General features: G+C 46.7%; 10 protein-coding genes. 8 read left to right on the top strand and 2 right to left on the bottom strand.

The features are described from left to right. Positions 1 to 55: 55 nt before the first annotated feature. Positions 56 to 268, bottom strand: a complete 213-nt coding sequence (locus HMPREF3093_RS00200; protein WP_070755054.1) for a YjzD family protein — start codon at positions 266 to 268, stop codon at positions 56 to 58. A 201-nt stretch (positions 269 to 469) separates the two neighbouring features. On the opposite strand from HMPREF3093_RS00200, the gene HMPREF3093_RS00195 reads away from it, so the two are divergent. The 8 genes from HMPREF3093_RS00195 to HMPREF3093_RS00160 all read left to right on the top strand — a co-directional run bounded on the left by HMPREF3093_RS00195 (position 470) and on the right by HMPREF3093_RS00160 (position 13672). Continuing rightward, the gene (locus HMPREF3093_RS00195) at positions 470 to 3820 is read left to right on the top strand and encodes a DNA polymerase III subunit alpha (protein WP_070755053.1); all 3351 of its coding nucleotides are present in this window, start codon (positions 470 to 472) and stop codon (positions 3818 to 3820) included. A 117-nt stretch (positions 3821 to 3937) separates the two neighbouring features. Next, positions 3938 to 4903: a 6-phosphofructokinase gene (gene pfkA / locus HMPREF3093_RS00190; RefSeq protein WP_070755052.1), complete on the top strand. Its 966-nt coding sequence runs from the start codon at positions 3938 to 3940 to the stop codon at positions 4901 to 4903. Positions 4904 to 4925: 22 nt separating this feature from the next. Continuing rightward, positions 4926 to 6683, top strand: coding sequence for a pyruvate kinase (pyk, locus tag HMPREF3093_RS00185; RefSeq protein WP_023391987.1), 1758 nt, complete (start codon positions 4926 to 4928; stop codon positions 6681 to 6683). Between the two features lie 142 nt (positions 6684 to 6825). Further along, positions 6826 to 7494 (top strand): ComEA family DNA-binding protein, encoded by a 669-nt coding sequence (locus tag HMPREF3093_RS00180; protein ID WP_070755051.1) that lies wholly within the window; start codon positions 6826 to 6828, stop codon positions 7492 to 7494. A 113-nt stretch (positions 7495 to 7607) separates the two neighbouring features. After that, positions 7608 to 9914, top strand: a complete 2307-nt coding sequence (locus HMPREF3093_RS00175; protein ID WP_180363240.1) for a DNA internalization-related competence protein ComEC/Rec2 — start codon at positions 7608 to 7610, stop codon at positions 9912 to 9914. 86 nt (positions 9915 to 10000) lie between these two features. Beyond that, positions 10001 to 10909 (top strand): ABC transporter ATP-binding protein, encoded by a 909-nt coding sequence (locus tag HMPREF3093_RS00170; protein ID WP_070755049.1) that lies wholly within the window; start codon positions 10001 to 10003, stop codon positions 10907 to 10909. Then, entirely contained in the window at positions 10902 to 12182 is a 1281-nt protein-coding gene (locus HMPREF3093_RS00165; protein ID WP_070755048.1) for an ABC transporter permease, read from the top strand. The genes HMPREF3093_RS00170 and HMPREF3093_RS00165 overlap by 8 nt, the downstream gene beginning before the upstream one ends. Positions 12183 to 12208: 26 nt before the next feature. Continuing rightward, on the top strand, positions 12209 to 13672 hold the full coding sequence (locus tag HMPREF3093_RS00160) for a hypothetical protein (protein ID WP_070755047.1): 1464 nt from the start codon (positions 12209 to 12211) through the stop codon (positions 13670 to 13672). A gap of 49 nt (positions 13673 to 13721) precedes the next feature. On the opposite strand, the gene HMPREF3093_RS00155 is transcribed toward HMPREF3093_RS00160, so the two are convergent. Further along, positions 13722 to 16319, bottom strand: coding sequence for a transglycosylase domain-containing protein (locus HMPREF3093_RS00155; RefSeq protein WP_070755046.1), 2598 nt, complete (start codon positions 16317 to 16319; stop codon positions 13722 to 13724). Positions 16320 to 16323 lie beyond the last annotated feature (4 nt).

The following is a 16323-nucleotide window of genomic DNA, read 5'->3' as shown; positions in this document are numbered from 1 at the left end:
AGCCCTAGCAGTTTGGATAAAGAATCCAGACTGCTAGGGCTATTTATTTAGGCTATTAGGAATGCGCCTTATTGCTTGCTTGAGCTTGGGAGCTGTCACCTTGAACACTCTCCATGATTCGCGCCACAATGGCGACAACAATCGTAATGACAAGAGCCAAAATGGTCCCGCCCACTAAATCGTATTGGGCGCGTGTGAGTGAGCTACCTAGGTAGTAGACGATTTGTCCCAGGATGAAGCTCCAGAAAAATGTGACGATATATTTCATACTTTCCCTTCTTTCCTTTACAGTATAAGTGTAGCATATTTGCCAAATAATACAATGAAAAAGTTTTTGTTTCCAGTTCTTAACCAAATTTCCTGAAAGCCAAGCTCTACCTTGTACTTTAAGGCAATTCATGGCACAATAAGAAGAGAGTGGTCGAATGCCTGTTCGGACCATAAAAAGGGCTTGAGAGGAGGAAATGCCATGCTATTTAATGTTCATTCTGCTAATTCACTCTTAGCTAGTACTTTGACGGTTCCATCCTATGTGGAAGCTGCTAAACAAAGGGGCTATGAAATCCTGGGTTTGGCAGATGTCCATAGCCTTCAAGGGGCGCTAGACTTCTATAATCGCTGTCAGACTGCTGGTCTCAAGGCCATGATTGGGGCGACCATTAAGTTGCCTGGGGCTCTCAAGCAAACCCACATTTATCCCTTCCTAGTTTATGCCCTCAATCAAGCCGGTTATTATGAATTAATAGGCCTCATTCGACGTTTGAGCCATCAGCCTCTGTCGCCAGGCGCTATTTGGGATTATCTGACCCAGTCCTGCCACAACCTAGTCTATATTTCCTGTGGCCATGCAAGCGAAGTGGAGCAAACCTTAATCCATAGTGGGGACCAAGAAGCTGACTTAGTTTTGGAGCGCTTGGAGCAAGTCTTTGGGCCTAGTAATGTCTATCTGGGGGTGGCGGCTTTCCCTTATAATCCAGTTGAAGGCGAGGCCGTGAAGGCCTGGGCTAAGAGCCAACAAGTTCCACTAGTAGTGGGGCAGGGAGTATCAACCTTAAATCAGGGTGACGCCTTCAGTCTCAAGGTGCTGGAGGCCATTGGGGCTAATGAGACCTTAGACGTGGAACTACGGGCCATGCAGGGAGTCCACTATGTCTATAATTGGGTTGATTTAGAAGCCCAGTATATCCGATTGGGCTTGGCTGACTGCTTGGCGAATAGTCGCCAACTAGCTGATCGTATGCAGTTAACTTTGCCACAAAATCAGGCTTTTCTGCCAAAATTTCCGACGCCAGACCACTTGCCCGCTAGTCAATACTTGCGAGACTTAACTCAGTCGGCATTAGAAGACTTGAGGCCTGCTGATTTGGCGGTCTACCAGCAGAGGCTTGACTATGAGCTAGAAGTTATCGATAGTATGGGCTTTAGCGACTATTTCCTCATTGTCTGGGACATTATTGTTTACTGCCAAAGTCATGCCATTCGGGTAGGACCAGGTCGGGGTTCGGCAGCTGGTTCCTTGGTTTCCTACTTACTAGGGATTACACGTGTCGATCCAATCCAATACAACTTACTTTTTGAGCGTTTCCTGAATCCGGAACGTTATAACATGCCTGATATTGATATGGATATTCCCGATAATAAACGGCAACAAGTCTTACATTACGTGGTCGAGCGTTATGGTCAAGAGCAGGTCGCTCAAATTGCCACCTTGGGGACCTTCGGGGCTCGGGCGGCCATGCGGGATACCTTACGGGTTCTAGGTTCGGATAGTGAGACCTTGCGAGTATGGGCACGTGCCATACCAAAAGAGTTGGACATTAGCTTGCCTCAGGCCTATCAGAAGTCGGCGGCCTTACGCCAGTTAGTCAGTCAATCTGAGACCAACCAGCAGCTCTTCCAAGTGGCGCAAACCATCGAGGGCTTGCCGCGTCACATTTCAACCCATGCCGCGGCGGTGGTCATTCATGACCAAGCCTTGGATCAGGTCATTCCAGTCGTAGAACGACCTAACCAACCTCTTATGACTCAATTTACCATGTATGATGTGGAGAAGGTTGGCCTGCTTAAGATGGACTTCCTAGGCCTGAGAAACCTCAACCTGCTAGATACCATCATTAAACAAGTTCAAAAGAGCCAAGCTGATTTTGATATTGAAGCAATTTCCATGGAAGATGCTCAAACTCTGGCCCTCTTCAGGGCGGCGGATACTAACGGGGTCTTCCAATTTGAATCAGATGGCATTAAGCAAGTCCTACGCAAGTTGCAACCTGAGCGCTTTGAAGATATTGTGGCCGTCAATGCGCTCTTCCGTCCGGGACCTATGAAGCAGATTGACCACTATGTAGCGCGTCGCCATGGCAAGGAAAGTTACCAGGCTATTCATTCTATCCTGGAAGAAATCTTAGCTCCTACCTATGGCATCATCGTCTATCAGGAACAAGTCATGCAGGTCTGTCAACGTATGGCCGGTTTCAGCTTAGGACAGGCCGACCTGCTAAGACGTGCCATGGGTAAAAAGCAAGCCGATGTCATGGCACGAGAACGCGAGCATTTCATTAGGGGGGCCAGAGAGCAGGGGATAGAGGCTGAGATTGCGTCAGCTACCTATGATTACATCTATGAATTTGCTAGCTACGGCTTCAACCGCTCACACGCGGTGGTCTATTCAACCTTAGCCTTCCAACTAGCCTATCTCAAGGTGCATTATCCTCTAGCCTTCTATCAAGCCCTCTTAAACATGGGCAGTTCCAACCAGACGACCATGGCCGACTATATTCTGGAGGCCAAACGTCATACAGGTCCACTCCTTGGTCTCAATCTCAATGAGAGTCAGATAGGCTTTAGTGTCAGTGGTCAGCAACTCCAAGTAGGTCTCTCAGCCATCCGGACCTTACGCCATGACTTTGTCAGCCACATTGTAGAAGACCGCCAGCTCTTAGGGCCATATACCGGTCTCTTACATTTTATGCAGCGTCTACCTAAGAAATGGCTCAAACACGAGTGGCTAGAAAGCCTAATTAGTGTAGGGGCCTTGGACTATACCGGCATGAACCGGCCAACCTTGCTAAAGAACCTAGACAAGCTCATGCAAAGTGTTACCTTTAGTGGTGGCAATTTGTCGCTCTTCCCAGAGCTAGAGCCACGAATTGAATGGGTGGAGGACTGGAACCCTAGCCAAAAGCGAGATAAGGAAGTGGAAATTCTAGGCTTCTCCTTAGAAGGGCATCCGGTAGCGACTTATCAAGCCTTTGCCAAGTCCCATCCCAACTTGTTGTCAGTAAGAGATATCTTAGCGGCCAAACCAAACCTCAAGGTCCAAACCCTAGTCTTAGTCAAAGGCATCCGGGTCATTAACACTAAGAAACAGGAATTAATGGCCTTCCTCGAACTAGAAGACGAAGTAGCTAGCATTAGCGGGGTAGTCTTCCCGCAAAGCTATCGACACTATGTCTCGCTGCTTAAGGAGGGACAGGTCTTGCTAGTAGAAGGGACGGTCGAACTAGACCGCCAGGGACGCCATCAGCTGATTATTAAGCGTTTGGCGCTAGTCAATGAACAAGAAGCCAAGGCGTCAACTAGCCCTAATCAGCATCCTTTCCAACGTTGCTTTGTCCAGGTCAAGGCCTTCCAGGACCTCAAACCTTTTCTGCCAGGCTTAAGAAAATTTGCCGATCAATATTCTGGACCAGTAGCCATAATTTTAGTCGATGGCAATCGTCAGACCTTCCAATTGGATGATGCCTATCGGGTCTCCTATGGCCAGAAAGCGCAAGCAGAATTAGCAAAACTACTGGCTCCTTTCAAAATTATCTACAAGTAATCGATTACATCTATTAATTTCGAAAAAATGTATGACTTTAGCCAATAAAAGTGGTAAAATAAGCCTTGGATATCAATCCAAGTCGATTGATTACAATTCAACTTAGAGGTGAGAAACATGAAGCGTATTGCAGTCTTAACCAGTGGTGGCGACGCTCCTGGTATGAATGCAGCAGTGCGGGCTGTCGTAGAGCGTAGCTTGCATCATGGCATTGAGGTCGTAGGTGCTTACTATGGTTTTAAAGGCTTATATGAAGGTGACTTCAGACCTTTAGACGTAGCGACTTGCTCTCATGCCTTAAGACGGGGTGGCACCTTCTTATATTCTGCTCGATTCCCAGAATTTAAGGAGCCTGAAATCCAAGAGAAGGCAATTGAACAGATGAAGGCACATGGCATTGATGCCTTAGTTGTTGTGGGTGGGGACGGTTCCTTTACTGGGGCCTTGAAATTAACCCAAAAAGGTTTCCCAGCTATCGGGATTCCTGGGACCATCGATAACGATATTGCAGGGACAGAATACACCATTGGTTTTGATACCGCGGTTAATGTGGCCCTAGATGCTATTGATAAAATTACTGACACTGCTTCCTCCCACAACCGGACCTTTATTGTCGAAGTAATGGGCCGTCATGCAGGGGATATGGCTAGCTGGATTGGGGTGGCTGCTGGTGCAGATGCCATTGTGATTCCAGAAGAAGCCTATGATTTAAAAGAAATCGCAGAAACCATCGCTGCTAACCGTCGCGCCGGTAAGGATCATTCCTTAATCGTCTTGGCCGAAGGCGTCATGACAGCGGCTCAATTCCGTAAGGAATACGAAGCTGTCTCTGGTGACGATGTGCGTGATGTGACCTTGTCACACATTCAACGTGGGGGCAACCCAACAGTGCGTGACCGTGTCTTCGCTAGCTTGATGGGTTCCAAGGCGGTTGACCTCTTATTAGAAGGTCAAGCTGGTATCTTCTTAGGTCTTAAGAATGAACAATTGGCAACTTTTGACATTGTGGAAACCTTGACCAATGAAAAACACCAAGTCCGTCGCGATCTTTATGAATTAAACCAAGGCCTTAGCGCTAAATAAAAAGAGAAGGAGTTCTTTTAAAATGAAAAAAACTAAGATTATTTGTACCATGGGTCCTGCTTCTAACACAGCAGAACAAATGGCAAAGTTGATTGAAGCAGGGATGAACGTTGCACGTTTCAACTTCTCTCACGGTTCTCACGAAGAACACTTAGAACGCTTCAACAACTTGAAGGCTGCCCGTCAAGCTACCGGCAAACTTTGCGCCATTCTCTTGGATACCAAAGGTCCAGAAATCCGTACTAACGACATGCAAGACAATGCCATCGACTTAGTTAAGGGCGCAACTGTTCGTATTTCTATGACTGAAGTCTTAGGGACTAAGGACAAATTCTCTGTAACTTACGCTAACTTAATCAACGACGTTGAAGTAGGTAGCCACATTCTTTTGGATGACGGTTTAGTTGACTTATTGGTAACTGAAATCGATCACGCTAACCAAGAATTAGTGACTGAAATTCAAAACTCTGGCGTAATCAAATCTAAGAAGGGTGTTAACGTTCCTAACGTTTCCATCAACTTACCAGGGATCACTGAAAAAGACGCTGCTGACATCCGCTTCGGTGTTCGCGAAGGGATCGACTTCATCGCTGCATCTTTCGTTCGTCGTGCTAGCGACGTTATGGAAATCCGTGAAATCTTAGAACAAGAAGGTCGTCCAAACGTTAAGATCATCTCTAAGATTGAGAACCAAGAAGGGGTCGACAACATCGACGAAATCTTGTCTGTATCTGACGGTATCATGGTAGCTCGTGGTGACTTAGGGGTAGAAATCCCAACTCACGAAGTGCCAATCGTTCAAAAATACATCATCAAGAAATGTAACCAAGCTGGTAAACCAGTTGTAACAGCAACTCAAATGTTAGACTCTATGCAACGCAACCCACGTCCAACTCGTGCGGAAGCTGGGGACGTTGCCAACGCTATCTTCGACGGGACTGACGCAGTTATGCTTTCTGGTGAAACTGCAGCAGGGGACTTCCCAGAAGAAGCAGTTAAGACTATGGCTGCTATCTGTGTTCGTACTGAAAAAGAATTGCACGAACACGATGCATTCAGCATCAAACGCTTCGACCGTTCTGACATGACTGAAGCAATCGGCCAAGCAGTTGGTCACACTGCTAAGAACTTAGGTATCGAAACTATCGTAGCACCTACAAGCTCAGGTCACACTGCTTTGATGATTTCTAAATACCGTCCAAACGCTCACATCGTGGCAGCTACTTTCGACGAAGAAACTCAACGTTCATTAGCTGTAGCATGGGGTGTTATCCCTTACGTTATCGACCGTCCAACTTCAACAGACGAAATGATGGATAGCGCAACAGCTTTGGTTCAAGAAAAAGGCTTCGCTAAAGAAGGCGACTTGATCTTAATCACTGCTGGTGTACCAGTTGGTGAAGCAGGGACCACTAACTTGATGAAAATTCAAGCGATTGGGACTCAATTAGCGAAAGGTGAAGGCGTCGGTAACGGCAATTTTATCGGTAAGGCTGTTTTAGCAACTGACGCGGCCACTGCCAATGCGAAAGCCACTGCTGGGACTATCTTAGTAACTCGTGCAACTGACAAGGACTTCTTGCCAGCATTCGATAAAATCGGTGCCCTTGTTACTGAAGAAGGCGGGATCACTTCTCATGCAGCCATCATGGGGCTTGAAAAAGGAATTCCTGTCATCGTAGCAGCTAAAGATGTGCTTTCTAACGTGGCAGATGGTGAATTAATCACTGTAGATGCGCGTCGTGGTTTAATCTACCGCGGTGCAGCAGCGATCATCTAAGCTCACCTCACTTATAATCATCAACGCTCTACCATTAGGTAGGGCGTTTTTTTGTGCTGTCATGCAAATTTAATAGAGAATTTTCGGATTAAATCAGGGCAAAGGGGTATATATATATGAAGACTTTTTGAGGAGGCATTATATGGAATCCCAGTATCAACTTAAGACAGGTGCAGCTAAGCTAAAATGGTGGTTAGTTGGCTTATTTGCCATAGGAATTATAGGCATTGTCATTGGCTTAATATGGCTTAACTTGCGCCCAAGACGGCCCATAATGCAAGAAGAGTCTTCTATCAGTTCCAGTAGGCTTCCTGAGCCAATCTCTTCACAGCAATCCTCCCAGCCCGATAAGATTTATGTAGACCTCAAGGGAGCCGTCAAGCATCCAGGTGTCTATGCCCTAGATCAGGGTAGTCGGGTCTTTGACCTGCTGGAAATGGCGGGTGGTTTGACGGAAGATGCGGCCGAGCGGGCCCTTAACCAAGCACAACTCCTAGTGGATCAGCAGAGTCTCTATGTACCCACCATGGCGGAATGGGAGGCTGAGAGCCAGGGACCGCAAGCTAACGTGGTAGGAAGTCAGGATCCCTTAGTTTCTAGTCCTAGTCCTAATAGTGGCAAGGTTAATGTCAACCAAGCCGATTTGGCTCAATTAGAGACTTTGCCCGGTATTGGGGCTAAAAAAGCCCAAGCTATTATTGACTACCGGACGACAAACGGCTCCTTTCATTCGCTTGAGGACTTAGGCAAAGTCAAGGGCATCGGGCCTAAGATGCTGGAAAAGTTAAGAGATCTGGTGATTTTCCAATGAAGGATAAGCTCAAAAGATATTGGTCAAATGACTGTCTCCTGCTAGCAAGCAGCCTTGAGTCCTTGAGACATAAATGGTTTCTACTATGGATCTATGCTGCAGTTTTCATTAGCATGCTATATCACGAAAACTGGGCTTGGAGCCTGGCCTTAGTCATCCTAATTGTTCGGCTTTGCTTTCTAGGACCTAAATGTCATCGGCGAAACTGCCTCTTGGCTTGCTTGGTCTTAAGCATCTGGTGCTTGAGTAAATGGACCTGGCAATACTATGAGCAGTCTCAACTTAATCAAAGGATAGAGCCGGACATAGCGCAAACCTATCAGCTAATTCTAGCACCTAGCCAAGTCAAGCATACGGCCACAGGTTGGCAGGGCATAGGTCAATTAAGATTTTCTGACGGTCGTCTCCTGCCTGTTCTGGCAAAGGGGCAGGGCGATATTAAGTGGAATCTAGGCTATGAGGTGATGGAAGTCAAGGGGCAGGCTAGTCTTAAAAAAGCAGAGCGAGCCCGTAATTTTGGGGTCTATGACTATCAGCAAAGCTTAGCAGATAAGGGGATTGATTGGGTACTAGACTTTAAGGTAGTGTCTGCCATTCAACCGAAGCCACTGTCTTTAGGAGCTATGGAAGCCCTACGACAGTGGTGTTTGTCGCCCTTGGCTAGGTGGAAAGAGCAAGAGGCTTCCTGGACCAGCTTGGTTTTACGGCTTCTATTTAATCAGCAGACCCCGGGCTTTCGCGACCAGTCGGTGAGTTTGGGGGTGCTTGGCCTAAGTCATTTCTTCGCTATCTCTGGCTTTCATTTGCTCTATTTAAGACGAATGCTGAGTCGTTTCTTTTTGCGCTTAGGTTGCCTTAAAGAAAGTGTTGCTTTCTTGCTGCCTCTCTTTCTCCTCTTCTATAGCTGGCTATGTGGTTGGCCTATTGGCAGCATTAGAGTCTTAGGAAGTTGGGGACTAGTGGCTTTTTCTAAGCGTTTTGGCGACCAAAGTATGACGTCTATGGACCGGCTAAGTCTTGTAGGACTGGCCTGTTTACTTTGCCAGCCTGGCCTAGTCTTTCAGCCGGCCTACCTGCTGAGCTTTGGCTTGTCAGCTGTACTCATATTTTCGAATCAAGCCATGGAGCACCCAAAACACTATACTTGGCGCCATCAAGTCTACATACTCTTAGCTTGTTTGCTCATTACCTGGCCTCTTATGATGGATTGGCGTTATGAATGGTATCCGCTACAAGTCTTGGCCATATTTCTCTTAGGGATTGTCTTTGAATCGCTTATTATGCCGCTAGCCTTAGTGTCAGGCCTAGCGCTCATTTTGCCAGGCTTAGACAGGCTAGCGAGTTTATTGGATAGGATTTATCAATGCTTACTAGAAATGCTAGCGCCTCTGAGCAAATTCTTCTCCTGGCATGTCATAACTGGGCGTTTAAGTCTTATTTACTGGCTGATATTTCTGACCCTATTCCTAGTCTGGTTACGATGGGGATGGCGCCATCCTTGGTCAACGGGAGTGGTTATTGCATGCTCTTATGGCTTAATACTGGGACTTAAACCATACTTGCATTGGCAGTCTAGTGTCACCATATTGGATGTAGGGCAGGGGGATAGTCTAGTCTACCAAGCAGCCTGGTCAAAGGAAGCCTGGTTGATTGATACAGGTGGCAGGCCACCTTATCCAGCTAGCAGGGAAGGGCCGAGTTTTGACACTCAATATGGCTATTATAATCTGATTCCCGCCCTCAAAGCGCAAGGGATCGGCTCGCTGACCGGGGTCATGATTACCCACTCGGATTTAGACCATATTGGTAGCCTGGCTAGTCTCAGTCAGGAAGTGGCCATCGACAATCTCTGGATTAGCCAGCATACCGCTAGCCATCCAGTATGGCAGGAAATCAAGCCCTATCTGGCGGCAAAGACCCAAGTCCATATCTTAGGACCAGGTCAATCCTATTCAATCAAGGATGGGCTGATCTTCTACACCAATAATTTTAATCAGGCGACGGCCCCCAACGACGCCTCTATTGCCGCAACTCTAGCGATGGGTAGGCACCGTTTACTTAATTTAGGTGATATGTCGGGTGAATATGAGCAGGCCTTGATTGAACGTTTCCCTGAAATTCAGGCCGATATTCTCAAATGCGCCCATCATGGCAGTCGCTTTAGCAGTTCAGATGCCTTGCTCAACCACCTGCAGCCTAAGTTAGCCTTGTTGTCTGCTGGGGTTCACAATACTTATCACCATCCTCATCCCGATACCCTGGCTAAACTAAGTAATAGGGGGATTCCTTATTTTGCAACACCCTATCATGGCGCCATCCGATATGAGTGGAGTGATTGGGGTTGGGAGGGGTGGCGAACAGTTCTGGAAGCAGCTCAATCCACCTATCCTAAAAGTGAGCCTAGCCAGTCAAAAAGATAAGCTAATCTTGTATGCCCATAGCTAAAGTGCTATACTGAATACGTAAACATTATTATGCAAAAACCTGTAGAGAGTAGGTGTTTTTTGTGTTAGAAGTAAAGCATTTAGTTAAGCACTTCGGCGACTTGTGCGCTGTCAATGATGTCTCCTTTACGGTGCAGCCAGGTAGTATTATGGGAATTATTGGTCAGAACGGGTCAGGTAAGACTACGATTTTTCGGATGATTCTCAATTTCTTGAATTTAGAACCTGGTGCATCCATTGAGTGGCAAGGGCAGCCTATGAGTAGCCAGGTCTATGATACGGTAGGCTATTTGCCGGAAGAACGTGGCTTATATGATAAGATGACCATCGAAGATCAAATTGTCTTCTTTGCCGAACTGCGCGGCATGAAGAAGGCCCATGTTCTTGAAAAAATTGATTATTGGATGGAAAAATTCGATGTCAGAGGTAAAAGAAGCGATAAAATTAAGAGTCTGTCTAAAGGGAATCAACAGAAGGTGCAACTCATCGCGACCTTAATTCATGAGCCAAAACTCATGATTCTAGATGAGCCATTTTCAGGTCTAGACCCGGTTAATGCGGACTTACTCAAGCAAGGTATTCTAGAGCTCAAGGCCAAGGGTTCTTCCATTATATTCTCTAGTCATAATATGAATAACGTAGAAGAAATTTGCGACCATTTGGTCATGATTCACTATGGTAAACAGGTGCTGTCAGGAACGGTTGACGAGGTTAAGGAGTCCTTCGGCCGGACCCGTATTTTCCTAGAAAGTCCTGACTGGAATCAAGCCCAACTTCAAGCCCTACCAGGCGTAGAAAAGGTCCGTCACCTAAGCGGTCATCGCTATCATTTGATTCTAAGCGAGGAGTCCGCCGGTCATGCCATCTTTGACGCAGTGACACAAGGAAAGTATATTGCCCAATTTAGTCAACAACCGCCAACCTTAGATGAGATTTTCAAGTTGAAAGTAGAGGTGTCTGACCATGAGTAAATTATGGATTATCGCCAAGGAAGTCTATCGCAAAAATGTCAAGAGTTGGGGTTTCTTCTTCATGGTTTTTGCGCCCTTTATTATCATGGGTGTTTCTGTCTTGATTGGCTACTTTATTGCCAATGATGAATCGAGTAATGCCAATGAGACCATCGCTATTGTCAGTCAAGATCAGGGCTTAAAAGATAGCTTAGCCCAGGATAATTTGACTTATAAGTTGGCCTATTATGATGATGAAGCCAGTGCTCGCCAATCCCTTAACCAAAAAGGAGTTAACGGCTATTTAATGGTCAAAGAAGACAATGGGCGTGTGCAAGCTACTTATTACCAAAAGTCTACCGCCCATAGCCTGACCTTGTCTGATTTGGCTGAAAGCCTCAATCGCTACCAACTCAGCAAAATAGGTCAAAGCCTTAACCTAAATGTTCAGCAAATTGCCACCATTCGTTCCAGTAAGGTGTCAATCGGTAAGATTAATCTCAAGGAAAGCAAGGACGGGACCTATTCAGAAGAGGATGCTAGGTCCCTTCAAGTCATGGCCCGCATGGGGGCTGCCTTTGTGGCCATTATGCTATCCTATATGTTGATTTTAGCTTACAGTTCAATTTTTGCTCAGGAAGTGGCCTTGGAGAAGGGCAACCGGGTCATGGAAATCATCCTATCCTCCATTCCTGCCAAACAACATTTATTAGGTAAGATTCTAGGTGCTTCACTGATAATGGCTACCCAAATTGGTATTTACCTGATCTTAGGAATCGGCTTCTATTTCATGACTGGCGTATCCAGTATTTTTAGCTACCTAGAGCCATTTAAACCGCTCTTGTTAGGGATTTTGCCTAGCTTTGGTTTAAGTCTAGTCTTTGCTTTGATGGGGATGTTGGCCTATATGATTCTATCCGTTTTGTTAGGATCGATCGCCACACGACTGGAGGATGTCCAAAAGTCGATTCAGCCGGTCATCTTCACTACCATCATTGGTTTCTATATTGCCGTCTATGGTCTCCAACAACCTAATTCACCTGTTGTGGTCATCGGCTCTTGGGTGCCATTTACTTCTCCATTTGTCATGCCGGTTCGTCTAGCTACAGAGACGGTCTCAAATTTGGAAATTGTTCTCTGCCTACTTGGCTGTTTTGCCTTTATGGTCTTTTCCTTCTGGTTGGCCTTGACCTTTTACCAGGCGACCGTTCTCTCGACTAGTGACAAAGGGGTTATCCATGCCTTCAAGCGGTCTTATTCTCTCTGGAAGAGTGAAAAAGGCCAAAAGGCTTAAGTTTAGAAAGCGAGTTTTATTATTACATGAAAAAATCCACCATTATTTCCTTGCTTAGTCTGGCTTGTCTTTTGACAGCCTGCCAAGCTAAGCCGCGCGACGCTGCTCAAGGCGGAGATGCCCTCTATGGTCCACCCGAGTCAGCTACTAGTCAATCTTCGCTTGATGAAGCGACGCGTCAACGCTATCAAGCTCTTAATAAGGTGCATGAATTTTACGAAAAATTAAGTACGGTCCAAGTTAAAACTTCTCTTAAGCAAGAGGGTGGAGACTGGCAGGCAACCGCTGATAGTCAGCAATTTTATGAAGCGGGAGCCTTGAAAGCCTATCGCACTAAGACCGTGACCACGGTCAAGGATGCCCACTATGACCTGGAGTTCTACTTCGACGGAGAACACCATTATGTGGCCTCACCTCATGCGGCGTGGAGTCAAAATGACAATGCCAAGAACTCCATGAGCTACCTCTATTGGGCCAAACTCCTAATTGAAGGAGAAGACAGCTCGTTACTGGATGCTGAGGCACCTGAAGGTCAATGGCGGATTAATAAGACTGTGACCAATCCTGAGTTAATTCAAGGCCTAGTTAGCCTGCTGGATTTGCCTGAAAGTTTCTCAGCTCAGGCTACTTATCAGGCAGACTTGACTTATCTGGTTGACAGTGAGACTGGTCAGATGCTTGAGGCCGCGCTTAAGCTGACCGTTACAGACGGAGATTCCAGTCATGTCTATCAAGCTAAGAGCACAAGCCAAGTCCCAGAGGAGTCCACGACTAAGGATAGTCTTAAGCCTGATTTAGAGGCTCAAGCAAGTCCCTTGGAAGTTGCAGAAGGCCAGTGGTTAGAAGCCTTTAAGGCGGCTAACCCAACCCAGGCGATTACGACTTACGAAGTGACAGAAGGACGTCAAGCAGGCGACCAGGATAGTAATTTGCTTTATCTAACCAATAGCCAAAATGGCCAGGTCCTGGCACAAGCCATAGGGACTATCCAGGACAAGCAAATCAAAGGCTATCAGTATCAACTCGGGCAAAAGCGCTATAGCAAGACAGAAGATGGTGGTGTTAAAGAAGAAAACGTGGAGCCAATCGATTTCTATGATTTAGCAGTGAAATCCTTGATAGATCATTCCGACCAGGTTCAAACTTTTAATCCAACTGATGAAGCTGGCCAACCCATTAATGATCCGGCAAGCGCCACAACGACAACCTATCGTTTGACCTTTGAGAATGACTACGATGGCCTAGCTAAATTGGCTGGTGCTATCGATATCTCTAATCTCAAACGCGAAGGGGAAGCCGTCTACGGGGTGGATTATGTGGTCAACAAGGCCAGCCTAGAGCTTGAAGGCTTCTACCTATGGAGTTTGACGGCAGAAGATACAGCTATTACGCATGTCAATCGCTATAGTTTCCGCCATCTCAATCAGCAGGCCCCATCTCTGATTCAGTTTTTGGTAGATCCTGAACTGGTTAAGACAGCCAAACCATAAGAAAATACCCCATCACCAAGAGGTGATGGGGTATTTTGATGAGCTCAGCCTAAGGTTGACCCGTGTTACCATTTTGGCCAGGTTGATTTTGGTTACCTGGTTGGTTACCGTTCTGGCCTGGTTGGTTAGGCTGACTCGGTTGACCCGGCTGGTTAGGTTGGTTGCCTCGGTTGTTAGGCGATTGCGGGTTATTTTCTCCTTGCTCATTCGGATTTGGTTGGCTACTTGAAGAGCTAGACTCGGACTTGAGACTCACAGTGATTACTAGCGTATCGGAACTACTGTTACCATCCACAATTCTCAGTCGTAAGACGTAATCCTGGATTTCATGGGCAGGAATATCAAAGCTTGTACCTGTCCCTTGGTAGACCACAGTCCCGTTGACGGATAATTCGAAGGTGCCGGAGCCAGTTAATGGTCCCCATGTGGCGTGAATGGTACGTGTTTGTTGGTTGTAGTTAGCGTCGAATCCAGTAGGAGCAGCAATATGGCGGCCATAATTGAGGGATTGTTCCTTAGGTTCCGACCCCTTAATGAAAAGCTCGGAGGAAATCATTTCCCGTGGTGTGTATGGGCCAGGGAGTAGCAAGGGCTCCGTGTATTTCTCAATATCAGCCTTGACCAAGCTGCTTGGCATGGTCCAGTCAGACTTGCTCTGGTTAGCCATAAGCGAGGTCATGAGTTTGGCATAGATTTTTTGAGGTAGGCGGGTTTGTTCTAAGGTCAGATAATTACCGGCTTCATAGGGATTATCATAACCGACCCAAGTGACCATGGCATATTTGGTAGTAAAACCAGCAAACCAGCCATCTGGGGCAGCATAGGTGCTAGCATCCAGACCTAATTGGCTCAGTTGCTCTGCCGTATAGTTGGTTGTCCCAGTCTTACCTGCATTAGGGATGCCATCTAGCTTGGCAGCTGCGGCGAATTCGCCAGGAACCCCTTTAAGGATATCGGTCAGCATATAAGCGGTGGAATCCTTCATGGCACGAGATCCTGGAGAATCGAAGTCACGCACAGTTCCAGCAGAGGTTACAACACGACGTACTGCATAAGGGGCATGGTATTCCCCGTAGTTGGCAATCGCCGCGTAAGCCGCTGAAAGCTGGATAGGGGAGACTTCCCCACCAATGGCGTTGGCTTCCACTAACTCTTTCTTGTCATTATTGCTAATGTTAATGTTGAGTTTTTGCAGGAAGGCATAGGCATTGTCCATGCCGACTGCATGCAGCATCTTGAGGGCAGGGATATTGCGCGAACCAGCTAAAGCTTCACGCAGAGTCATTTTGCCCTTATATTCAAAGTCAAAGTTTTGGAGCTCACCACCATTTTTATAGGTATAAGGCTCATCGACCACGGTGGTCCCGGTCGAGTAGTTGAGGTACTCGAAGGCAGGCCCATAGTCAGCCAGTGGCTTCATGGTTGAGCCGATACTGCGGTTCAGCGCATTGGCGCGGTTGAGACCTAGATAGACGTTTTGCTTACGACCGCCAATGACAGCTTGGAGCTGGCCATTAGTGACGTCCACAATAGAAATAGCTGTCTGCATCTTATCATTTGGGAAGAGGGAAGAGTCGTTGTTGACCAAGTCATAGGCTTGCTTTTGAGCATCCCAGTTGAGGTTAGTATAGACTTCGACACCATCAGTGAAGATGTCCAGATTCATCTTATCCTTGACTTCCTTGGCGACCACATCCAAATAAGAATCTAAGACCATATCAGTGTTATCCATGGTGTTCTGATCCAATGGTTTGAGCATGGAGCTGACTGATTGAGCGACGGCCTCGTCGTATTGGGCTTGACTAATCAATTTGCGACGTAGCATGACGCTCAGGACGATATCGCGACGCTCTTGGGCAGCTTCTGGGAAAGAATAGGGGTCGTAAGAGGATGGTGCTTGTGGAATCCCGGCTAAGAGAGCCGCTTCACCAACGGTTAACTGACTGAGTTCCTTGCCGAAGAAGAGGCGGGCAGCTGTCTTAGCGCCGTAGGTATTATTAGAATAGAAAAGCTTGTTGAGATAGAAGGTCAGTATTTGGTCCTTGGTGTACTCACGCTCCAGTTGCATGGCTAACCAGGCTTCCTGGACCTTACGTTTTAAGGTTTGGTCCTTAAAGTCAGTCGAGAAGACCGAGTTCTTGACTAATTGCTGGGTAATGGTCGAGCCACCTTCGGAAATTCGACCTCTGCGAATATTACGGACAAAGGCACCCGCAATCCGAATGGGGTCAATCCCGTTGTGATTGTAGAAACGACCGTCTTCAATAGCAATCACAGCATTTTTTAGGTTTTCAGGTATTTCATTGGCCTGCATGAGGTCGCGGCTCTGATTACCTAATTCCTTGATTAGGTTGCCTTTTTGGTCATAGATTTTACTTGGCATCTGACCGACCAAATCTGCTTCCGTGATTTGTGGGGCAGAAGAGGAGTAGTAGATAAAGATGGCGGCCCCTGAGGCAACTGCCAAAATAAAGAGACTGAAGAAGGCAATCAGGCAGTATTTAAGGATACGGCGCCAAAGGGGTTTCTTACCAGCTTTTTTACCTTTCTTCTTTTGTCGGCCTTGATTCTCAGACGAATCAAGAGGCGTAGATTCTTGTTGGGAGGCTTGATATTTCTTGCGTTCGAGACGACTTCCAGTTACCAAGTCA

Origin of the sequence: Abiotrophia sp. HMSC24B09 (assembly GCF_001815865.1) — a bacterium.
GTDB lineage: Bacteria > Bacillota > Bacilli > Lactobacillales > Aerococcaceae > Abiotrophia.
Note: the sequence above shows the minus strand (reverse complement) of the source record. Positions and strands in the feature narration are given on the sequence as shown.